This is a genomic window from uncultured Dechloromonas sp. (assembly GCF_945957265.1).
Classification (GTDB): Bacteria; Pseudomonadota; Gammaproteobacteria; order Burkholderiales; family Rhodocyclaceae; genus Azonexus.
In genome coordinates this window covers 15,346-37,078 of the sequence record NZ_CAMFKO010000030.1, presented here as the reverse complement: position 1 = coordinate 37,078, position 21,733 = coordinate 15,346, and the positions used below count along the sequence as shown (strand labels likewise).

Annotated in this window: 16 protein-coding genes; 8 read left to right on the top strand and 8 right to left on the bottom strand. The window is 64.1% G+C overall.

Annotation, left to right across the window (positions count from 1 at the left end):
• Positions 1-55: 55 nt before the first annotated feature.
• From Q0P59_RS14830 to Q0P59_RS14810, 5 genes are all read right to left on the bottom strand, one after another.
• Positions 56-1,105: a peptidyl-prolyl cis-trans isomerase gene (locus Q0P59_RS14830; RefSeq protein WP_295007621.1), complete on the bottom strand. Its 1,050-nt coding sequence runs from the start codon at positions 1,103-1,105 to the stop codon at positions 56-58.
• 85 nt (positions 1,106-1,190) lie between these two features.
• Positions 1,191-2,069, bottom strand: a complete 879-nt coding sequence (locus Q0P59_RS14825) for a cytochrome c3 family protein (protein ID WP_295007620.1) — start codon at positions 2,067-2,069, stop codon at positions 1,191-1,193.
• 246 nt (positions 2,070-2,315) lie between these two features.
• Positions 2,316-3,428 (bottom strand): 6-bladed beta-propeller, encoded by a 1,113-nt coding sequence (locus tag Q0P59_RS14820; protein ID WP_295007618.1) that lies wholly within the window; start codon positions 3,426-3,428, stop codon positions 2,316-2,318.
• An 18-nt stretch (positions 3,429-3,446) separates the two neighbouring features.
• Positions 3,447-4,145, bottom strand: coding sequence for a cytochrome c3 family protein (locus Q0P59_RS14815; RefSeq protein ID WP_295007649.1), 699 nt, complete (start codon positions 4,143-4,145; stop codon positions 3,447-3,449).
• Positions 4,146-4,295: 150 nt separating this feature from the next.
• A complete protein-coding gene (locus tag Q0P59_RS14810; protein WP_295007616.1) occupies positions 4,296-4,634 on the bottom strand; it encodes a c-type cytochrome in 339 nt (112 codons plus the stop codon).
• 154 nt (positions 4,635-4,788) lie between these two features.
• On the opposite strand from Q0P59_RS14810, the gene Q0P59_RS14805 reads away from it, so the two are divergent.
• The 3 genes from Q0P59_RS14805 to Q0P59_RS14795 all read left to right on the top strand — a co-directional run bounded on the left by Q0P59_RS14805 (position 4,789) and on the right by Q0P59_RS14795 (position 10,856).
• On the top strand, positions 4,789-5,820 hold the full coding sequence (locus tag Q0P59_RS14805; RefSeq protein WP_295007614.1) for a c-type cytochrome: 1,032 nt from the start codon (positions 4,789-4,791) through the stop codon (positions 5,818-5,820).
• A 3-nt stretch (positions 5,821-5,823) separates the two neighbouring features.
• Complete coding sequence (locus Q0P59_RS14800; protein ID WP_295007612.1) at positions 5,824-6,822, top strand: c-type cytochrome; 999 nt, start codon at positions 5,824-5,826, stop codon at positions 6,820-6,822.
• A 98-nt stretch (positions 6,823-6,920) separates the two neighbouring features.
• A complete protein-coding gene (locus Q0P59_RS14795; protein WP_295007610.1) occupies positions 6,921-10,856 on the top strand; it encodes an EAL domain-containing protein in 3,936 nt (1,311 codons plus the stop codon).
• Between the two features lie 3 nt (positions 10,857-10,859).
• Here Q0P59_RS14795 and Q0P59_RS14790 read toward each other — a convergent pair whose 3' ends face one another.
• On the bottom strand, positions 10,860-11,714 hold the full coding sequence (locus tag Q0P59_RS14790) for a CHASE domain-containing protein (RefSeq protein WP_295007608.1): 855 nt from the start codon (positions 11,712-11,714) through the stop codon (positions 10,860-10,862).
• A gap of 143 nt (positions 11,715-11,857) precedes the next feature.
• Between Q0P59_RS14790 and Q0P59_RS14785 the strand changes: the two genes are divergently transcribed.
• Genes Q0P59_RS14785 through Q0P59_RS14775 form a run of 3 tightly spaced genes read left to right on the top strand, consistent with a single transcriptional unit; the run spans position 11,858 to position 15,059 of the window.
• A complete protein-coding gene (locus tag Q0P59_RS14785) occupies positions 11,858-13,393 on the top strand; it encodes a HAMP domain-containing sensor histidine kinase (RefSeq protein ID WP_295007606.1) in 1,536 nt (511 codons plus the stop codon).
• 17 nt (positions 13,394-13,410) lie between these two features.
• On the top strand, positions 13,411-14,433 hold the full coding sequence (locus Q0P59_RS14780) for a response regulator (protein ID WP_295007604.1): 1,023 nt from the start codon (positions 13,411-13,413) through the stop codon (positions 14,431-14,433).
• Positions 14,430-15,059 carry a c(7)-type cytochrome triheme domain-containing protein gene (locus Q0P59_RS14775; RefSeq protein WP_295007602.1) on the top strand — a complete coding sequence of 210 codons (630 nt, stop codon included), beginning with the start codon at positions 14,430-14,432 and terminating at the stop codon, positions 15,057-15,059. Before Q0P59_RS14780 ends, Q0P59_RS14775 begins: the two co-directional genes overlap by 4 nt.
• A 45-nt stretch (positions 15,060-15,104) precedes the next feature.
• Here the strand turns inward: Q0P59_RS14775 and Q0P59_RS14770 are convergent, their stop codons facing one another.
• Complete coding sequence (locus Q0P59_RS14770; RefSeq protein WP_295007600.1) at positions 15,105-17,519, bottom strand: EAL domain-containing protein; 2,415 nt, start codon at positions 17,517-17,519, stop codon at positions 15,105-15,107.
• 239 nt (positions 17,520-17,758) lie between these two features.
• On the opposite strand from Q0P59_RS14770, the gene Q0P59_RS14765 reads away from it, so the two are divergent.
• Complete coding sequence (locus Q0P59_RS14765) at positions 17,759-18,001, top strand: high-potential iron-sulfur protein (RefSeq protein WP_295007598.1); 243 nt, start codon at positions 17,759-17,761, stop codon at positions 17,999-18,001.
• 244 nt (positions 18,002-18,245) lie between these two features.
• Positions 18,246-19,742 carry a hypothetical protein gene (locus Q0P59_RS14760; protein WP_295007596.1) on the top strand — a complete coding sequence of 499 codons (1,497 nt, stop codon included), beginning with the start codon at positions 18,246-18,248 and terminating at the stop codon, positions 19,740-19,742.
• 42 nt (positions 19,743-19,784) lie between these two features.
• Here Q0P59_RS14760 and Q0P59_RS14755 read toward each other — a convergent pair whose 3' ends face one another.
• The gene (locus tag Q0P59_RS14755) at positions 19,785-21,668 is read right to left on the bottom strand and encodes an ATP-binding protein (protein WP_295007594.1); all 1,884 of its coding nucleotides are present in this window, start codon (positions 21,666-21,668) and stop codon (positions 19,785-19,787) included.
• Positions 21,669-21,733: the final 65 nt, after the last annotated feature.

Here is a 21,733-nt window from a genome sequence, read left to right as displayed (position 1 = left end):
CCGGAAATACGCGCGCGAGTGCCGTGCTTGCCCACCTTCTATGAAACCAAGTCGATTACTTCTTTCCACCTTCACGCTGCTCCGTCGAGACAGCATGCATGAACTTGACGTCGGCCTTGGCCACCAATCGGTCGATCAGCGACTTCCAGGCTGCGTCCTGACGTTCACGCACCAGCAAATCCCGTGCTCGCGCCGAGACATCGGCAAAATCGCGCTGCTTCGCCGGCAGCCGGTCGAGCAGACGGAAGATCGCCACGCCCTCCAGCGTGTCGATCGGCTCGTTGAGCTTGCCGATCTCGAACTTGTCGATCTTCTGCTGGATGTTCTCCGGCAGCATGCCGCGATGGAGGTAGCCCATGTCGCCGCTCTTTTCCGCATAGACGCTGGAATGCAGGCGCGCCGCCTCCTCGAAGTCGGCGCCGTTCTCCAGGCGGCCGTAGATCGCCCGCGCCTCGTCGCGGCTGCCCTGCCAGGCGGTGGCCGGCGACGACGGGTCCACGGCGAGCAGGATCACCGCCAGGCGGAGCTTTTCCGGCTCGGTAAACAAGCCGGGATTCTTGTCGTAATAAGCGCGGACCTCGGCCTCGGTCGGCTCCGGGAGATCCCTGACCTGCTTGTCGAGCAGCGCGATCCGGCTTTGCTCGGCGAGCTGCTTTCTCAGTTCCGGCAATACCATTTCGCGGTTCTGCTGCCATTGCGGGCTGTTGGTATAGCGCTTCTCATAACCGGCCAGCGTCTCGTCGATCTGCGCCATGTCCGGCGCGATATTGCGGCGCTCGGCCTCCTCGAGAAGCACGACGCGCTGGACCAGCTTGCTCTTGATCTCCTCGCGCACGCCGGCCAGCTCGTTCTCGGGAATCTGGCCATGATAGAAACGCTGGCGAATCAGCGTGGTAAATGCCGCCTCGTAGTCCGACGTGGGGATCGCCCGACCGTTGATCACGGCAAACACGCGATCGTGCATTTCCTTGCGGGCGACTGCCGCGGATTGTTCCGACTCGGCGGCAGGTGCCGTCGCGGCCTGCGCCCATGCGGCCGGCAAACCGGCCAGTCCCACCGTCAAGGCGACGGCGAGGCGAAGCTTGGCTCGGGATTTCGTTTTCACTTGACCATTCTCCAGAAAAGGAAAACGGGCCGAACACACTGCGTGCCGGCCCGCTTCAAAGGACACTGTCGGTTGACCGCAGGCCTTACTTGTTATGACATGCCAGGCAGACCGCGCTCTGAGTATTCGGGATGCGCAGGAAGGTGGCGTTCTCGGAGTGGGGATCGTGGCAGCTGGCGCATTCGACGAACGGCTGGTGCTGGCCGGAGGTCGCATCACCGGTCAGCGTCGGCGCACGGGCGTAGAGGATCATGTCGGTCTTCTGACGGGTACCGGCGGTACCGACCGAGGTATCGACCCACCAGGCGCGATGGCCGCCGATCAGGCCGTCCTGCGGTGCGTTGAAGTCGCCGTCGCGGCAGCTGCCGGAAGAAGCGGCCGTGGTCGAGGCGCCGCCGGTGCTGACACCGCCGCCGCAGTACTGGATACCGACCGGGTGATCGTTGGTCAGGTCGGTGCCGAGCATCGAGATGAAGTCGGCGGCATTGATCATCTTGCCGGAGCCGTCCTGACGGGTACCCGTCCACACGCCGCCGGAAATGACCGAACCGCCAGCGGCGTAACCGCCCGAACCCGGCTTGTTGATCATCGTATCCATGGCTTGCGTGCCGTCGTGGCAGGACAGGCAGGCCAGCGAGATGCCGGACATGTCGACCGAGCCGTCGATGGTGGCGGAAACTGCCGTGGTGTAGGTGGTGTAGGAGCTACCCGCGGCCACCGGCTTGTTCCACAACGGCGCCTTGACGTTGGTGTTCGAGGCGTGCGGCGTGTGACAGAAGACGCAGATTTCCGTCGTACCCGTGGTCATGTAGTTTTCGTTGGCGGCGTTGTTGGCGCCAAGGTTGTGCTTGGTATTGGCGATGCCGGCATGCGCCCCGGCCGCGCCCAGCGCAAGAACGGCCACCGCCAACAGCCTGGCCACGCGCCCGGAAAGGCTTCGCTTTTCCATAGTGTGATTGAACATAGTTTGACTCCCGACCCGTAAAGAATTGATCAAGTATGCGAGCCAAACGGCCCGGACGGTTAATACAAAGCACATGTCATGCCAGAATCAAACCGTCACACAAAATCAAACACTTAACAGATATTTTTTCGCAAATATCAAAAAAAACCGTGAATAAAACCACACTCGGAAAAAGGAATTTCCCGTCCCTGGGAAGCTCCGCTTCTCAAGTGCGGGAAGGTGCCCGGCCCGCCCGCCATCGGAAAATCACTTGACCGGCGCCCGCTTGGCCAGGAAGCCCGTATCCGCCCCCAGCGCATGCGGACGATAGACATCGATCTTCTTGAACCATTGATCGACCATATAGACGCGCCCGTCTTCATCGACATAAATCCCCGACGGCAGCATGTAGCGCGCCGGCCCGTCGGTTTCCGAACGCTCGCCGATGAACATCAGCAAATCGCCCTCGGCGTTGAATATCTGGAAATTCCCGAAGGCGGCGTCGACCACATAGACGTTTCCGGACGCATCGGTGGCGATTTCCTTGGGTCGCGCAAAATTGCCCATCTGCTTGCCGACCGAGCCGAAGCTGTTGAGATAGCGCCCCGTCCGGTCGAACACCTGGACCCGGAAGTTGCCGCCATCGACAACGTAGATCTGGCCGTTGACGCCGATCGCCACGTCGCGCGGCAGATTGAACTCGCCCGGACCGATGCCGCGCTTGCCAAGGTCGAACAGATGCGCCCCGGTATTGGAGTCGAAGACCCGGACCTTGTGCTGGTCGGATGAAACGCCGCCGATGTCGGTGACGAACACGCGCTGACCCGGCGCATCGACGGTGACGCTGGAAAGGCGCTCGAACACCTTGGGACCGCCGATCTTGCGCAGGAACTTGCCGTCGCGGGTATAGACCATGATGGCCCGGGCCGTGCCGTCGGCGACATAGAGATTCCCCTGGCTATCGACATCGATGCCCAGCGGCTTGGTCAACGGCCCGAGGTCGTCGTCGCCGATCTTGAAATAGCGCCCTTCGGGAACGTCGAACACCTTGACGAAGCGATCAGCCGAATCGCTGACGAAGATCCGGCCGCGATGCACGGCAACCGCATAGGGCTTGACCAGCCCCTCGGAACGCTCCAGTTCGCCGGTCAACGCCCGCTTCAGGGCGGCATCGTTCTTCCTCGGCGTGACGTCGGCGCTGCCGTAGATCGTCCGCTCGTAGGCATAGCGCGGCTCGTCCGGCGGCGGCGGATAGATCAGCAGCCGCGGCTTGTCGGCATCGGCGCGCTCCTGGACCGGGGCGCAGCCGGCCAGGGTGGCAACGACGGCCGCCAGCAGGAGCTTTCCCAAAAACGCGAATTTACGATTGGGCATGTTCATGGTCTTACCCCTTCCTGATTACTTGTCATGGCACGTCAGGCATAAACGACTGCCGGCATTGTCAACTCGGAGAAACAATCGCGTGGCGATGTGCGGATCGTGGCAACTGCTGCACTCGACGAAAGGCACCTCGCCCGTGGCCGCCGGGCGCGCATAGAGCGGCAGGTCCGCCCGCGTCCGGAAGGGCGTCACGCCCGACGCCGAAACCCACCACACGGTCCGGTTATCGACCACCCCGCGACTGGGCAGCCGAAAATCGTCGAGTCCCTTCAATTCCTTGGCCGACCGGGAAGGCAGCCCCTCGGCCGCGGCCAGCTCGGCCGGGCTGCGTTCCCGCCCGCGGGAAAAACCGCGATAGGGAATGCCGAAGGGGTGATCCGTTTCGGCCGACTGGACCGAAAAGGCCTGGTTGGCGTCGTGGCAGGACAGGCAGGCGATGGACTGCGAGCCGACGGCCGGCTTGTCGCCGAACTGCAGGCGCCCGATGTCGTCGTACATCACGAACGAATGCTCGTTCGACAGCGACGGCTGCCACGCCGGCTGCATGTTGATGCCGCTGCGCGTCAGGTCGCCCGGGGTCAGTTGCGGCGTATGGCAGAACACGCACACCTCCTCGGGTTCGACCTGGACCCCCTGGCGTGAAAGGTTGTGCGGCGTGGTCCGGATATCGGCCGCCTCCAGCGTGCGCCCGAGCAGCAGGCCAACGACCAGCAACACCGGCAACAGGGCAATTCGTATCGACAGACTCCACTCCAAAAAAAACGCAACCCGATTGCTCGGGTTGCGGGCAAATGGCTACCGGAACAATCGTTCAGGGAGGTGATCAAGTACTAGGGAATGTACTTTTGCCCGGTAGCCTGTCTGGAACTATTTATCCCCGTTCAGCATGTAGTCGAGCGCCAGGTAAGCCTCGGTACGGCTCAACGACGCATTCCCGCCCTTCGGCGGCATGGCACCCTTGCCACGCAATACGGAGATCATCAATTCTGCAGGCCCTTTCCTCGCTCGCTCAGCCCAGTCCTCGCTCACCCCCGGTCGCGGCGCGCCGCCGGTACCCGGGCTGTGACACATGGCACAGGACTGCATGTAAACCTCTCGCCCCTTCAATGGCTGGCTGACCCGATCCACAACCCGGTCCCGCACATCCGCTGCCTGCGCCCCAAAAGACAGTGACAACGCGATCGCGAGCACCAGGGACTGATTCATGAACCTCCAGACAGTTATCGAAGAGAAAGCGACAAACTTCCTGGCTGAAACAAAAGCAATTGGCGTGCCATCGAATCGGGCGGCCGGCCTGAATATTGCTAGTCCTTTCCGACTTGATCATTAACGACACAGGCGTTTCGGAGAACGTGACACGATGACCCGGCATATCCACCTTGCCAGCACCCTGCTATTTGCCTTCCTGGTTTCACTCGGCTCAAACGCCGGCGCGGGCGAGCGCCCCCTGAAAAACGGCGCCGCGAAGCCCGACGTGCTTTATCACAACTACTGCTCGGTCTGCCACGGCGACCGCGGCGACGGCAACAGCCGCGCCAAGAACAGCCTGGTGCCGCCGCCGAAGGACTTCACCCGCTCGCCGGAACTGACGCGCGACACGATGATCACCATCATCACCCACGGCAAGTCCGGCACGGCCATGACCGGCTGGAAAACCCAGCTCGACGACAGGGAAATCGCCGCCCTCGCCGACTACATCCGCGCCACCTTCATGCAGGTATCGCTGGACCCGAAGCTGCAGCGCGGCCGTGTCGTCTACGCCCAGAACTGCATGGTCTGCCACGGCGACCGCGGCCAGGGCGCGCCGGGCGCGGCCGGGCTGATCCCGGCCCGCGATTTCACGACGCCGCAGGCCAGGGCCGAACTGACCCGCGAACGCATGGTCAGCGCCGTCACCAACGGCCGCCCCAACACGGCCATGGCCGCCTTCTCCGGCCGCCTGCCGGCCGCGGACATCGAAGCCGTCGTCGACTACGTGCGCGCCGGCCTGATGCTGCCCGCCACCGGCGGCATTTCGGGCACCAACGCCCACGCCGGGCGCAAGGAACAGCAGGGCGGCGAAGGCATGAACATGCCGTTCGCCAACAACCTGACCGGCAATGTCGCCAAGGGCGAAAAGCTGTACATGGCCAACTGCGCCACCTGCCATGGCTACAAGGGTGACGGCCAGGGGCCGCGCGCCTACTTCATCAACCCGAAGCCGCGGAATTTCATCGACAAAAACTTCCGGCTCGCGTTTAATCGCCCCGCAATCTACACCGCCGTCCACGACGGCCGTCTGGGGGCCGAAATGCCGGCCTGGAGCAAGGTCTTGAGCGAACAGGAAATGACCGACGTCAGCGAGTTCGTCTTCCGTCGCTTCGTCCAGGGCCGCGGGGAATCCAGCAAATAACCCTTGTCGTCCCGTCGCATGCTCATTCGCCTCACCACCGCCCTGCTTGCCGGAATCTCGCTGCTCAGCCCGGCAAGCGCCGCTTCACCGCTGATCGAGGAAGGTCGCGCGGTCTACAATTTCCGCTGCTACTTCTGCCACGGCTACTCCGGCAACGGGCAAACGCTCGCCGCCACCTACCTGAATCCGAAGCCGACCAACTTCCAGCAGGCCGAACCGGCGAGCTTCACCACCGCCCGGGTCATGGCCGCGCTGCAGGAGGGAAAGGCGGGGACGGCGATGAAGCCGTTCGCCGGCATCATCTCGACCCGCGAGATGCAGGCGGTCGCCGAATTCGTGGTCGACGAATTCGTCCGGCGCAAGGCGGAAAACACCCGTTACCACACGGTCGAGAACGGCTGGCCGGATCACGACCGCTACCGGGATGCCTTCCCTTTTGCCAAAGGCGAGATTCCACTTTCCCGTCCGTGGGAAAATCTGAGCGAACGGGAATCGCAAGGCAAGCGCCTCTACCTGTCGAGCTGCGTCAGCTGCCACGACCGCGGCGCGGCGACCGAGGACGACATCGCCTGGGATTCGCGCCCCCTCTCCTACCCGCGTAACAACTTCTCGCTGGCCGCACCGGCGCCGAAGATCGACGCGATGACCAGCGCCAGCCCCTACGCCCTGCACGACATCCCGCCCAAGATCGCCCGGATGACCAGCCGGGAGCGCCGCGGCGAAAAGCTCTTCCAGGTTAACTGCGCCTTCTGCCATGGTGCCGACGGCAGCGGCCAGAACTGGATCGGCAAGTTCATGGAACCGCACCCCCGCAACCTGCGCGATCCGGCCTTCATGCGCGACGCCTCGCGCGCCACCCTGTCCCACGCCATTCGCGAAGGCCTGCCCAACACCTCGATGCCGGCCTGGAAGTCCGTCCTCAAGGAAGCGGAGATCCAGTCGATCATCACCTACATCAATCGCGCCTTCCACCCCGTCAACGAGGATGCCGCGAAGCGCTGAGGCGCCCGCCCCGGACAAGGCCCCGCAAGCTGGCGCTATTTTTGCTGAGTAACTCCGACTAGGTTCCGGACATTTTCCGGAATCAATCGGGGGATTCGATGATTGGATGGCAGCGCCTGCTTGTCCGGGCCAAGGAAGCAAGCCAGCTGACGGCGGCACTGATTACGCTGGGTTTTGCGGCGCCGGTTGCGCTCAATCTTTATTTCCAGCAGCAGGAAGCGGCCAGGTCGGCGCGCGAACTGGCTTCGCTGCGCATCGACGCCGTCGCCAACTCGGTCGCCCGCGCCCTCGACCAGACGGTCACGGCAACCGCCGTGCTGGCCGACGGTTTCGACCAGGGCAATGCCGAGCTGCTGTCGCGCACCTCGGCCAACATCCTGCGCATCATCGGCGCCAGCGCCCACATGGAGATCCGGCCCGAGGGCGGCCAGCCCATCCTGATCGCCGCCCACAACGCGCCGCCGAGCCAGTTCGCGATCCCCAGCCGGACGCCCGGGGAAACCTGGAAAGCCCCGGTTCCCCTCGGCGATCCCGTGGTCAGCGTGCACGACCAGCAAGTCATCGTCACCCAGGCCCTGGTCAATCGCTCCCCCGAGGGGCGCACCCGCTTCTGGGGCTACGTGATCATCGGCCAGCCCTTTTCGGCGCTGGCGAAAACGGCCCAGCTCAACCAGCTGGCCTCCGAAGCCTTTGTCATCCGGGCCAAATACCGGGCATCCGCCAGCGCCGCCGAAATCCCGCTGTTTGACTCCTTCCCCGAAGGCGTGGCGGAAATCGCCGAAAAGACCATACGCTTCCCCGGCTCCACCGAGCTGCACTTCGCAATCGCCAGCAAATCGGGCTCGCCGGCCATCGGCAGCGACCTGATCTTCCTGCTGGTGGCCAGCGCCGCGCTGTTCTCGCTCGTGCTGTTCGCCCTGAAACGCCCGGCCGTGCTGCAGCAGCGCATCCGGATCGCCAACGAGCTGCTTGAGGACGAAAAATACGCACTGCAGGACGAAATCGCCGTACGCCTGGAAGCCGAGAAAATGCTCGAACGCTCGCATCGCCTGCTCGACAGCATCTTCGAGCACATTCCGGGCATGATCATTCTGAAACGGGCGAGCGACAAGCGGATCGTCCGCATCAACCGCTCCGGCGAGGAAATCTTCTCGCGCAGCCGCCATACCCTGATCGGGCGCAGCAACGACGAAATCTACGAACCCGACCTGGCCGACCGCCTCAACCACTCCGACAACGAAGTCCTGGCTTCGCGCGAAGCCGTCGAACTGCCGGTCGAGCAATATGCGATGCCCGGCCTGCCCCCGCGCTGGCTCAGCGTCCGCAAGACCGTCCTGCTCGGCGAGGACAGCCAGCCGGAATACATCCTCGAGTTCGGACGCGACGTGACCGAACAGGAGAAACTGGATCTTCGCCTGCGCGAACACCTCCACTTCCTCGAGCAGCTGGTCGATGCGATTCCCAGTCCCCTCTTCTTCAAGGACGTCAAAGGCCACTACATCAGCGTGAACCACGCTTTCGAACGCTACATGGGCATCGCCCGCGAGGAGATCATCGGCAAGACGGTGTTCGACATCTCGCCGCCGGCCATGGCGCGCATGTACAACCGCGCCGACATGGAGCTGCTGGCCAAAGGCGGGAGCCAGGTTTACGAAACCATGGTCAAGGACGCGCACGGCGCCGAGCGCGACGTGATGTTCCACAAGGCCGTCTTTCACCAGACCGACGGTGACAAGGGCGGCATCGTCGGCATCATGCTCGACATCACCGAACGCAAGCAGGCCGAGCAACAGGTCGGCCGCATCAACCGCTTCCTCACCGTGCTCAGCGACGTCAACGAGCTGATCGTCAGAACCGGGGATGCCGGGCAGTTGCTCGCCCAGGTTTCCGAACTGCTCTGCAGCAGCGGCAGCTTCCCCGTTTCGTGGATACAGCAGGGCGACGACCCGCAGCTGCTGATCTGCGAGCGTTGCCAGGAGGACGCCCCGTTGATCCGGGAAATCCTCGGCGCCTGCCTGGCGGAGGACAACGCCAAACCGACGGCCGCCAGCTATGCCATGCTCTCCGAGCTGGCCGGCATCCACCTGCCGGCCGATGCCGCCGGCCGCAACCTGCGCAATCTCGCGCTACTGCCGATCGGCCAGCAGACGGCCAGCGCAGCCGTGATCGGGATCATCGACGACCAGGAAAGCGGCCTCTCGAACCAGGAAAGGCAGTTGCTGGAGGATCTCGCCAACAACGTCTCCCAGGCGCTGGAGCGGATCGCCGCGGAAGCCCAGAAACGCTCGTCGGAAGAGCAGCTCCAGCTGGCCGCCCGGGTCTTCGAGAACAGCGCCGAGGGCATCATGATCACCGATGCCGGCAACCGCATACTGCTGGTCAACCAGACCTTCTCCAAGGTCACCCAATACGACCCCCACGAGGTCATCGGCCAGAACCCCAACCTGCTCAGTTCCGGGCGCCAGGCGCCCAGCTTCTACCGGGCGATGTGGGAAACGCTGCACCGAACCGGCGAATGGCACGGCGAAATCGAGAATCGGCGCAAGGATGGCGAACTCTATCCGGAATGGCTGAACATCAGCGTCGTGCGCCAGCCCGACGGTTCGATCAGCAACTACGTCGCCGTTTTCTCCGACCTGACCAACCGCAAGGAAATCGAGCAGCGCATCCAGTTCCTGTCGCATTTCGACACGCTGACGGCCCTGCCCAACCGGACCCATTTCCACGACCAGCTCGAGCGCGCCATCGCCACCGACGCCGGCCGGCATTCCAAGCTCGCCCTGCTGACGCTGGACATCGACCGCTTCCAGCTGATCAACGACACGCTGGGGCATGACGCCGGCGACAGCATCCTGATCGAAGTCGCCACCCGCCTGAAGGGCAGCCTGACGCCGGGCGACACCCTGTGCCGGCTGGGCGGCGACGAGTTCGCCATCATTCTCAACCACATCGAATCGAACAGCGATGCCTCGGCCATCGCGGTGGTCTGCCAGACGCGGCTGCGCAAGGCGATCCAGATGAACAGCCATGAAATCCACCTGTCGGCGAGCATCGGCATCAGCATTTTCCCGGACGATGCCCAGACCGTCGAAGGCCTGGTCACCTGCGCCGACTCCGCCATGTACGCGGCCATCGAGCATGGCGGCAACACCTTCCGCTTCTTCCAGGCCGAGATGAACGCCCGCTCGGCGGAGCGCATGCGCATCGAGTCCCTGCTTCACCACGCCCTCGAACGCGGCGAATTCTCGGTGCATTTCCAGCCCCTGGTCGGCGCCAACAGCGGCCGCATCGACGGCGCCGAAGCCCTGCTCCGCTGGCATAACGAGGAACTGGGCGCCGTCGGCCCGAGCGTCTTCGTGCCCCTGCTCGAGGACACGCAGCTCATCCGCCATGTCGGCAAATGGGTGCTGCGCAAGTCCTGCCTCGAAAACAAGCGCTGGCGCAAGCGCACCGGCCGCGACATGTTCGTCGCCGTCAACCTGTCCGCCGTCCAGCTGGCCGACGACAACCTGGTCAACGATATCCGGCAGATTCTCGCCGACACCGGCTGCGATCCGCGCTACCTGGAAATCGAACTGACCGAAAGTTCGATCATGCACGACAGCGAACTGGGCATCCGCACGCTGAACCGGCTGAAGGATCTCGGCATCCGCCTGTCGATCGACGATTTCGGGACGGGCTATTCCAGCCTCAGCTACCTGAACAGCTTCCCGCTCGACACCCTGAAGATCGATCGCAGTTTCGTCATGAATGCCGCGGCGGACCAGAATGCCCAGGCCATCATCAAGGCCATCGTGGCCATGGGACATACGCTGGGCTTCGAAATCATCGCCGAGGGCGTCGAGGACGTCGAACAACTCGCGCTGCTCCGCGAGCATGGGGTGGACATCCTGCAGGGTTACTTCTTCTCGCGCCCCGTTCCTGCCATCGAATTCGAGGAGCTGGTGGCGCGCACCGAGGCCTACCCCCTCCCGCCGCCGGCCGGCCAGCCAGCCGCCAATGCGTTGATCTCGATCAGCGGGGGACGCCGCTGAGGCTCAGGCGTCCTGCGGCGCGGGCACGCCTTCGTCCGACGGCCGGACGAGGAAGCCGGCGCCGAGCGTGCCGGCAACCACGACCAGCAGGCCGATCGACAGCTCCAGGACAGACAGCCAGCCGCCGGGCCGCGACACTGCGAGATGCCACTCCGCCTGCGACAAACCGATGTCCATGTTCTCGGCCATGCTTGACACCACCACCGGCTCCCCGTTGAGATTCCGGCAATGCTCGGAACCCAGCGGTTTCCAGCAGATCTCGTAGCCGTAGCCGCGCTGCGCGAATTCGCCTTCGCCGGCCATCAGGAGCAGGGAGGGAAAATCGATGACGCCGATCGACAAGCCCCAGAATCGGCTGCGTCCATCGGGCCCCACGGTGAATAGCGGATAGCGGGCGAGAATGCCGACCCCGCCCTGGCGCAACACCAGCGGGCCGGCGATGGCCATCTGCCGGCGCGTGACCGCCAGGTGCACCTCCCGGTTGCGCGTCTTGTCGAGCAGCAGGTCGTGCCCGACGACAACCTCGTTGCCGCGCAGCGGATGCACGTGCCAGATCACCCCACCCGGGGCCAGCTCGAGAACGCGCATGAGCGGGAAGTTGGCGAGCAATTCGTCGGCCAGCTCGTCGAAGCGGCTGACCTTCCCGGTCTGGCGATCGACCGCGGCGGTCAGCATGTACACGCCGGCCGAGGTTTCGCTGATCCGCTCCACCAATCTCAGGGCGAAGCGCTGGCCGAGTTCGCGCGCCTCGCTGCGACGCTCGAACTCGACGTACTTGAGAAAGCAGAAAACGACGAGCGACATCAGGCAGGCAGCACCCACCATGGCGATCGTCCTGCGCGGCTTAAGCCAATTCATACCCTCTCCCCCTGCGCCCGCGACGCTTCGTGCAATTCAGGCACAAACGATGCATATACGAAATCTCGGGTATGACCAAAGGCGTAAATTATAGTTCCACCTTGGCGTTGTTTTTATTAACTATGTTCTTTTTTGTTGCAAAAATGCCATTTCCACTTGTTCGCCACTTTGTCCTGACCAGCCTGGTCTTCTTTCTCGCCGTGGGCGGAGCACTGGGCTACTACTACCGCGACATGGCCCTCTCGCGCATGCTGCAGCAGCAGGAAACCGGCAACATCAACCTGACGACGGTCTTCGCCAATTCGCTTTGGCAACGGCATTTTGCGCGCCTGCTCGAGGAGTCGGCAGGAAAAAATTCCCCGGAACTGAAAAACAATTCCCGAATCCAGGAAATCCACGCCGATGTCGTCGCCCTGATGCGCGGCAGCACAACCTACAAGATCAAGGTCTACGATCCGGCCGGGCGGACCGTCTATTCATCCGAACTGGCGCAGATCGGCGAGGACAAGAGCGCCAATCCCGGCTTCATCGGCGCCATGAACGGCTCGACGCAAACCGAACTGGTGCACAAGGCCAAGTTCAGCGCCTTCGAGCAGGTCGTCGAAAACCGCGACCTGATCCAGAGCTACATTCCGCAATATGCCCCGGGGGCGTCGACGCCGAGCGGGGTGTTCGAGATCTACTCGGATGCCACGCCCTTCCTGGCCAAGATGCGCAGCACCGAGATTCAGCTCGGCCTGATCGTCGCCGGCGCCCTCGCCCTGCTCTTCGGCGCCCTTTACCTGATCGTCCGCCGCGCCCAGAACATCATTCGCCAGCAATCTCTGGAAAAGCTGAATACCCAGCAACACCTCGCGCAGTCCGAAAAGATGTCGTCGCTCGGCCAGCTCGTGGCCGGCGTCACGCACCAGCTGAACACGCCCATCGGCTTCTCGCACAACAACGTCAGCCTGGCGATTTCGTATCTCAAGGAGCTGAGCACCCCGCTCATGGTGGCGGCCAAGCTCAGCCAGCTGGTCAGGCGCCTCCCCCCGGAAAGCAGCCAGGTCACCCTGGACCTCGGCACCTCGCGCCAGGCGCTGGGGAATCTGTCTTTCCAGGGCGACGAGATCAAGGACCTGATGCTGATGCTCGGCGACGTACTGGGCGGCCTGGAGCAGATGCGCGAGCTGGTTGCCAACCTGCGCGACTTCACCCGCCTGGATCGCAGCAAGGTGGCCGACGCCGACATCAACGGCGCGCTGAAAACGGTGATCTACATCGCGCGGAGCACGATCCCGACGCGCATCCGGATCGTCGAGGATTTCGGCGCCCTCCCCCAGGTGGCCTGTAACACCTCGCAGCTCAACCAGGTCTTCCTCAACCTGATCACCAATGCCGCGCAGGCCATCCCGGACGAAGGCAGCATCACGGTACGCACCCATGCCGAGGGTTCTGAGGTGGTGATCGACATCGTCGATACCGGAAGCGGCATCGCCCCCGATGTGCTGCCCCACATCTTCGACAGTTTCTACACCACCAAGCCGCGCGGCATCGGCACCGGGCTCGGCCTGTCCATCGCCCGCGACATCGTCAACAACCACGGCGGCCGCATCCATGTCAGCAGCCGGCCGGCGCACGGCACCACCTTCAGCATCACGCTTCCGCTCCAGGCCCCCGATACCGTCCTGGCCTACTAATTCCGGAACACCACCCGATGAACGCAAGCACCTTCACCATGCCCCCACCCAATCCGCTGGACAAGCTCAAGGGCCGAGTCCTTTGCGTCGACGACGAACCCAACATCCTGCGCGCCCTTTCCTGGCTCCTGCGCAAGGATTTCCAGGTGGTCACCGCCGAAAGCGGCAGCGAAGCGCTGGACCTCATCCGCAACGGCGATTTCGATGTCGTGATCAGCGACAACCGCATGCCCGGCATGAGCGGCGTCGAGTTCCTGGCCCAGGTCAAGACGCTGGCCCCGCGCGCCATGCGCATTCTGCTCACCGGCTACTCCGACATGCAGGCGGTGATCCAGTCGGTCAATCATTCGGAGGTCTTCCGCTTCGTCAGCAAACCCTGGGATGTCGTGGAACTGCCGATGCTCGTGGCCCAGGCGGCCGAAATCGCGCGCCGCCAGGAAATCGTCCTGCCGCGGGCGGAAACCCCGCATCCGGAAGTTGCCGGCATACGCCTGCCCAAGATACTGGTGCTCGACGAAGACGAGGCCACCCATTCCGTTGTCGAGATGAGCGCCGGCGACCTGGCGCAGATCATCCATGTCACCAGCCCCGTCGATGCCTTCAAGATGCTCGAGGACGAGGAAGTGGGCATCATCCTCTCGGAACGCACCCTGGGCACCATGGACCTGACTCACCTCCTCTGCCTCCTGAAACGCAAGCACCCGCAGATCGTCAGCATGGTGGTGACCGAGTCCGAAGACAGCAACCTCATCTGCCGGATGATCAACCAGGGGCAGATTCATCGCTTCATCCCCAAGCCGCTCAAGGCCGGCAATTTGCGGCTCGCGCTCAAGTCGGCCATCGCCAAGCGCAGCGAGCTCCTCGACAATCCCCTGCTCGGCGAGCGCCACCAGGTCGGCACGCTGAGCCCCCGGGAAACCGACGATCTGCAGAAGAGCCTGCGCACCGAATCGGCGCAGGACCCCGACCCGGCCTTCCAAACCCTGCAACCTGAAACCAGCCTGTTTGGCAGATTCTTCCGCCGGCTGTTCGGAGCTTGAAGATTTCACTCAACGCACGCCTGGCCGGCATCGCGCTTGCCGCCATCCTGTTCGGTCCGCTCGCCCAGGCGGGTGACAACGTCCTGCAGCTTGCCTTCCTGCGCGCCGCCCCCGGCCAGATACAGTCGGATGGCGACCCCGGCCATGGCCAGGCCGAGCCGGAGATTCCGGCGGCCCGCAAGGCCATCGACGCGGTCGATTTCCTCGACGGGAACAATCCGGACCGCCAGCGCCTGCAGCGCATCGACGAGGCGACCCGCCACCTGCCCTACGACGCCAACGGCTTTCCCGACTGGATGAAGGCGCTGAACAGGGGGCTGATCAAGCCCCGGGCCGGCCTCAACGAAAAAGACCGGATGGAGGTGCTCGATCTCGACATCGTGATGCGCAACACCAAGGAAATGCCCTTCGTGAAATTTCCGCACCGCTCGCACACCGAGTGGCTGGCCTGCTCGAACTGCCACCCCGACCCCTTCCTGCCCCGGGCTGGCAGCTCGGAAATCCGGATGGCCAACATCTTTCGCGGCCAGTTCTGCGGCAAATGCCACGACCGGGTGGCCTTCGTCACCTTCTTCTCCTGCGACCGCTGCCATAGCCAGCCGCAGAAGAGCGCGCCGAAACCCTGATTCGCCGCGCCCGGCCGGCGCGCTTTCCGGAAGGGGAAAACCCCGTCAGTCCCTGGCCGGCTCCGGCTTGGCGATGGCGAATCCCTGCGCCCGCTCGCACGGATAGCTGTGCAGCAGGACCAGCTGGTCGAGGTTCTCCAGCCCCTCGGCCACCGCCTTGATGCCCAGCGCGTTGGCCAGGCCGAAAATGGCTTCGAGGATGCGCTTGTCACCGGTGTCGTTCAGATGCTGGCGGATCAGGCTGCGGTCGACCTTGACCGTATGGAGCGGCAGGCTGTTGAGCAGGCCGAGGCTGACGAAGCCGGTGCCGAAATTACCCAGGCCGAGCATGACGCCCAGATCGGCCAGCTCCCTGAAAACGCGCTGCGAATACTCGGCATCGTGCATCACGATGGATTCCGCCACCTCGAGTTCGAGCAGTGCCGGCGACAAACCGGCCCGGCGGAGGATATCGCGAATGACGCCGACCAGGTCCGGGCGCTTGAACTCGCTGGCCGACAGATTGACCGCGACGCGCACCGGGTGATCTTCCAGCTGCCACATGCGGGCCTGGATGCACGCCGTTTCGAGCACCCATTCGCCCAGACGGGTCATCAGCCCGACCTCTTCGGCCAGCCCGATGAAATCCTCCGGCATCAGCAGCTGCTCGCCGGACTGCCAGCGGATCAGCGCCTCCTTGCCATGCACGACGCCGCTCTGCAGATCGACGATCGGCTGGTAGTGGAGCAGGAATTCGCGGTTGATGAAGGCATCCTTCAGGCGCGCCTCGAGGTCGGCCCGGCGCGTCGGCGAATCGATCATCTCCGGCGCGAAGAAGCAGCGCCCGGCGCGCCCGGCGCGCTTCACCTGGTACATGGCGGCATCGGCCGCCTTCATCAGGGTTTCGCCGTCGCGCCCGTCGTCCGGATAGAGGCTGATGCCGATGCTGGTCGTCACCACGCGATCCTCGCTGCCCAGCCTGATCGGCACCTGCATGGCGGCGAGAATCTTGGCGGCCACCGCCTCGGCATCCTCCTGGCCGGCCGCTTCCGGCAGCAGTACGGTGAACTCGTCGCCGGCAAAGCGCGCCACCGTATCGGCGGCGCGGACGCAGCCCTTCAGGCGCGCGGCAACCTCCTTGAGCAGCAGGTCGCCCACGTCGTGGCCCAACTGGTCGTTGATCTGCTTGAACTTGTCGAGATCGAGGAACATCACCACCGGCCGCCGCCCCTTGGTCCGCTTGGCCTGCGACAGCGCCTGGTCGAGCCGGTCCTTGTAGAGCAGGCGGTTGGGCAGGCCGGTCAGGGCGTCGTGGAAAGCCTGGAAGGTGATGGCTTCCTCGCGCTCCTTGCGCTCGGTGATGTCGGAGAAGATGGCGACGTAGTGCTCGACCTCGCCCGCGCTGTTGCGCACCGCGCTGACATTGAGCCATTCGGCGTACACCGAGCCGTTCTTGCGCTTGTTCCAGATCTCGCCCCGCCATTCGCCGTCGCGCTGCAGCGCCGTCCAGAACGCCGCGTAGAAATCGTCGCCCTGCTTCCCGGACTTGAGAATGCCCGGTGTCTTGCCCATCACCTCGTCGGCGGTGTAGCCGGTGGTGTCGGTGAAGGCCTTGTTGACCAGCTGGATCCGCGAATGGGCGTCGGTTACCGTGATGCCCTCCAGCGAATTCTCGAAAACGATACGCGCCATGCGCTGTTGCTGGAATAGCTCGCCGGATTTTTCCATGACCCGGTTGAAGGCCTGCGTCGCATCGCCCACTTCGTCGGCCCGCAGGACGGGCAGCGGCCTGGCCCGCTCGATATCCTCGTCGGCGACGCGGTTCAGGCCGTCGGTCATTTCCTTGAGCGGGCGCGTCACCAGTCGTGAAATGAACAGCCAGATAAAGGCCGCCAGCGGCAGGCACACCAGCGCCCCGACCAGCAAGGCGCGCATGCCGAAGGTGTGCGCCGTTTCGCTGGCCCGCGACAGGGAAACCTCCATGCTCACGGCGCCGAGGACGGTTCCGGCCGGCACCTCGTGGCAGAACAGGCAGTTCTTGCCCAGGTAGTTTTCCGCCGCCTTGACCGGGATGATCGCCTTCAGGCGCTCCTCGCCATCCTTGTTGCGAACAACGTTGAAATAGGCATCGCCAGTCACCAGAACCCGTGTTTCCAGGGCGTCGGAGGCCGATTCGCCGTCGAAACCGAGGCCGTACTGCTTGATCACGCCGTCGCCCCGGAACACCTTGAGCGCTTCGATGTGGTTGGTTTCCTTGATCTGGTCCAGGAAGATGGTGCGCAGGCCGACCGTTCCCGTGATCATCATCCCGGTCAGGCCGGCCAGCGTCATCTGGTGGACGCTCATCGCGAAATCCTTCGACTGCTCGATGGCGAGGTTCTTCTGCTCCAGGGTCGCCCAGTGAATCAGTCCGGCGCCGGAGAGGAGGACGGCGATCAGTATCGAGATCACCAGACGAACCCAGATTTTCGTTCTTTTCATTCGCGGGAAGCTGCGCTCTGCAGGAATGGGCATGGTTTGTCTGCCCATGATGCAACGCTTTCATGCGCCGAGGCAAGCGAGGCGAGCGTCTTGCCGCATTGCGCAGGCCTGGCCCGCTGCTTGCTAAAAGATACCCGGCGCCGTGCCATGTGAAGGCAGGGCTTGCTGGCGGTGCGTTATCCCGAACGCACCGAATCAATCCAGCCCCAAGCGGGGTTAGCACAAAGGAGTTTAAAAACATGAATCCGTCTCGCCGCAACCTGCTCAAGTACGGTGGTCTTTCCCTGGCCATGATCCCGATTGTCGCCATCGCCGCCAAAAACGACGGCATGCGCTCCAGCATGAAGTACAAGGACTCTCCGGAAGGCGACAAGGAGTGCTCGGGCTGCGTTCAGTTCGTCGCGCCGAATGCCTGCAAGATCTTCCCGGGCGATACCGAGATCTCCCCGAAGGGCTATTGCGTAGCCTGGGTCAAGAAGTAAGCGCGAAACGAATTCCGGGAGCGAGGCCATGCCTTGCTCTGCCGGAACCGGGAATCAGGAAAGTAATTTTTACCATTTTCAAGAATTTTGACAGCTGACGGCAACCCATGAGCTTCATGTGCCATGCCTGCCAGTCACCCCGAAGCAAACCAGACCTTCCCATATATTGCGGCGCCGCCTCCTGCTCCATCGGGCAAACCGGTTTCCTGGAGCCTTCAGCAACGCTGCAGCAAGGAGTCTTTTCGTGAGAACCAACGTGCTCAGATTCGATCCTGAGAGTCTCCCGGAGCGCAGCAAGCAGGATGGCGCCACACGCGCCGACGAACCGGCGGCCGTCGACAAGGGTTTCCATACCCCGCTGCCGACCATCGACCCGTCGTTCATCGACGACGATCATCCGGCATCCCGCCGGGAAGTTCGGCGCTCGACCAGCGCCGACACGCCGATCGATCCGACGGCGGCGCTGGAGAGCATGCCGCACCTGCTGAACAAGATTCAGGCGCTGTGGAACAGCCGCGATCTGAACACCTTCATTTCGCATTTGCTGATGGACTCGCGCGATGGCAGCCGGGCCGGCTTTCCGTTCAGCGTCGCCCGCGAACTGATGTTCCTGGCCAAGACCAACCTCATCCTGCGCGCCCAGGAAGCGGCACCCATGCTCGGCGTCCGCCTGGGCGACGCCATGGACCTGATTTCACGCGGCGACCAGATGGCGCTGGGCCACAGCAACAGCGCCGACGATGTGTGGGCGCATCACGTCGCGCACAGCGGCAACCCGGGCGCCAGCAAGGTGCGCGCAACGGTCGATCAGATCTTCGCGCTCAAGCACGACCGGCCCGTGCAAGCGGCAGCGCCCCGCCAGGCGTCGGTCAAGATCGCCCCCTTCATCTCCGAGCAGCCGCCGCTACCCCAATCCGTCCGCCTCGACATCAGCACGCCGAGCGCCCTGCGCTCCGCCCGCGGCGGTTTCGAGGAGGGCGGCATCATGGACCACGGCCTGTTCCGCTGCCTGACCAAGGAACTGAGCAATCAGCACATCAGCGAACTGATCCTGTCGAGCCTGGGCGACAGCGCGCAATGCAACTGGCTCCCCGCGGGCATCCGCTTCATCCGGAGCAACTGCCGCTTCAACAAGCTGACGCTGCAGGTCGACCTGCTCAGCGCCCCTGAGGAATTGCTTGTCCAGTGCATCCGCGAAGGCGTCGACCACCTGGTCATCTACCTGAACCAGGCGAGCGGCAAATGGCGGGCCCAGGCCCAGCAGGTCAGCGCCGCCGACCCGGATTACTTCCGCCGCGAGCTGAGCCGCCTGATCGCCTTCCGCGACCAGCACTGCGCCGCATCCGGGCAGCGCTGCGACCTGTCCGTCGCCCACACCTCGCATCGGGCCGGCCATTCGATGGCGGCGCAATTCAAGGACGTCGAGCACCTGCCCGGCCTGGTCGACTACGCGGAGATCGTCCTGCCGCCCGGCATCAAGCCCCAGGATGCCGCGGCGCGCGGCCAGTGCCATTGCCTGTCGCCCTTCATCGAAGCCCACATCCGCACCAACGGGCACCTGGTCGCCTGCGCCCTGGATCATTCCGGCTATTCATTCACTGCCGACCTGACCCATACGACTTTTACCGACGCCTGGAAAAACCAGCCTTTCCGCATGGTTCGGCAACGCGTCGCTCGCGGCGAGAAGGCCGGCCGCCTGTGCGAAATCTGCCCGCACCAGGCACTGGCCAAGCAGCCCTGAAAGGTTTCGCCCGGGCGTGCCAGGCGCGGCCCGGGTAGCGGCTCAGGCCTTGTCAGCCGGCTCCTCGACCTCGAGGGGCAGTCGCAGCAGGAAAACGGCGCCCTGGCCGCTTTCGCTGGTCACGGTGATATCCCCGCCGTGGCGCTTCATCACCTGGTAGGCCATGGCCAGCCCGAGGCCCATTCCCTTCCCGACATCGCGGGTTGAAAAGAAGGGGTCGAATATGCGCTCCAGGTTGTCGGCGGGAATGCCGTGGCCGGTATCGGCAATCGCTATTTCCACGGCCTTCTCCGCCACGCGCGTCGCAATGCTGATCCGGCCCGCGCCGTCGATGGCCTCGACGGCATTCAGCAGCACGCTCCGGAACACCTGACTGATCTGCGGCGCATGGCACATCAACAAGGGCAGTTCGCCAAAGTCGCGGACAACCTCGATCCGCCCGGCGAAGTCGTCGGACATGAAGGCCAGGGTGTTGTCCAGGCACTTGTTGATATCGGCCGCTTGCCAGTCGCTCTGGTCGACGCAGGAAAACTCGCGCAAATCCTGAACGATCCGCCAGATTCGCGACAGCCCGTCGAGCGAATCCCTGAACAGGGGCGGCAAATCCTCGCGAAGCGAGCGCAGGTCCATCTTCGTCTCGATGTCGCGCAACCTTTCCAGCAGCACTGGGCGATCCGCCAGATGCTCGGGCAGCAGTTGCGACTGCGCGTTCAGTCCGTCGAGCAGCGCATCGACATGGCCTTGCATCACCGACATATTCGACACGATGAAACCCAGCGGATTGTTGATTTCATGAGCCACCCCGGCCGCCAGCTGGCCGACCGCCGCCATCATCCGGGACTGCACCAGCTGGCTGCGGGTATCGTCCAGCTTGTCGATCAGGCGCTGCTGCTCGGCGCGCTCGCCCTGCAAGGCTTCGTTCGCCTGCTCCAGCTCCTGGGTCCGCGCCTGCACCCGCAACTCGAGGGCGCGCTCGCTCTCCCGCAAGGCGAGTTCGGTCTGCCAGTGCTGGAATATCTCCGTCTGCAGGCTGTCGTTGGCCTCGTTCAGCGCCGCCGTCTGCCGCGCCACCTCCTGCGCCAGCAGCAAGGGCCGGCGCAGCAGGTGATAGGCCAGCAGCGCCGCCAGGACGCTGGCGCCCAGGACGGCCAGCGCCAGTCCGATCAGGGTCAGGGTGGGCGTGTGCCACCCGCCGGAACGAACCACCGACAATGTCCACGCCCCGTTGGGAACGTTGACGTGGATGTCCACCGGATCGACCATCGGGTTCGGCGTCGATTGCCAGATCACCTGCAGTTCATCGCTGCCGTGGCGAACGCGGGCCAGGACGAACTCGTGGCCCTGCGCCCCGTCGCCGGTCAGGGCGCTGGCCCGCAGCAGGTCCGGAATGCGGATCAGCGCCGTGGCGAACCCCCAGAACCGCTCCTGCCTTTTCCCGACATCGAGAAAAACCGGCAGACGCCCCACCACGGCCTGCCCGCCCTGGCGCAACTCGAACGGCCCCGCCAGCGTCAGCGCCCGCGACTTGAGCGCCAGGAAGGCCTCCTTGCTTCGCTCCGGATCCTCCAGCAGATCATGGCCGATAGCCGCCTCGTGGCCGGCCCGGGGAACGATCTGCCGGATGATGCCGTTGGGCGCCAGTTGCAGGGCGCTCAAACCGCCGTACATCTCCAGCATCTGCGTGGCCAACTCCTCGAAATCCTCGATGTTCCCATTCCCCTGGCGCAGGACGGCCGCCAGCGCGTAGGTGGCGGACAGGGAGCGGACCAGCTGCTGCTCGAGCAGATGCGCATGCACCCGGGCGGCGGTAACCGCTTCGCGCTTGTGCTCCTCGACCTCGCTGCGGTCGATCCACAGGATGACTCCTGCGCCGAGGAGCAGGCAGACGAAAAACACCAACCCGACCTTCAGGTAGAGGCGACGCATGGCCTCCTGGGCATGAGAGAAAAGCCGGACGCGCTGATCGTCGCTCCGGGGAGATGCAGAGGGTT

Bases quoted from the DNA above. Each gene is read 5' to 3' on its own strand.
- Q0P59_RS14765 (WP_295007598.1), top strand. From the start codon at position 17,759: ATGAATCCGTCTCGCCGCAACCTGCTCAAGTACGGTGGTCTTTCCCTG.
- Q0P59_RS14790 (WP_295007608.1), bottom strand. From the start codon at position 11,714: ATGAATTGGCTTAAGCCGCGCAGGACGATCGCCATGGTGGGTGCTGCC.
- Q0P59_RS14755 (WP_295007594.1), bottom strand. From the start codon at position 21,668: ATGCGTCGCCTCTACCTGAAGGTCGGGTTGGTGTTTTTCGTCTGCCTG.
- Q0P59_RS14810 (WP_295007616.1), bottom strand. From the start codon at position 4,634: ATGAATCAGTCCCTGGTGCTCGCGATCGCGTTGTCACTGTCTTTTGGG.
- Q0P59_RS14795 (WP_295007610.1), top strand. From the start codon at position 6,921: ATGATTGGATGGCAGCGCCTGCTTGTCCGGGCCAAGGAAGCAAGCCAG.
- Q0P59_RS14825 (WP_295007620.1), bottom strand. From the start codon at position 2,069: ATGTTCAATCACACTATGGAAAAGCGAAGCCTTTCCGGGCGCGTGGCC.
- Q0P59_RS14780 (WP_295007604.1), top strand. From the start codon at position 13,411: ATGAACGCAAGCACCTTCACCATGCCCCCACCCAATCCGCTGGACAAG.
- Q0P59_RS14820 (WP_295007618.1), bottom strand. From the start codon at position 3,428: ATGAACATGCCCAATCGTAAATTCGCGTTTTTGGGAAAGCTCCTGCTG.
- Q0P59_RS14770 (WP_295007600.1), bottom strand. From the start codon at position 17,519: ATGAAAAGAACGAAAATCTGGGTTCGTCTGGTGATCTCGATACTGATC.
- Q0P59_RS14785 (WP_295007606.1), top strand. From the start codon at position 11,858: ATGCCATTTCCACTTGTTCGCCACTTTGTCCTGACCAGCCTGGTCTTC.
- Q0P59_RS14805 (WP_295007614.1), top strand. From the start codon at position 4,789: ATGACCCGGCATATCCACCTTGCCAGCACCCTGCTATTTGCCTTCCTG.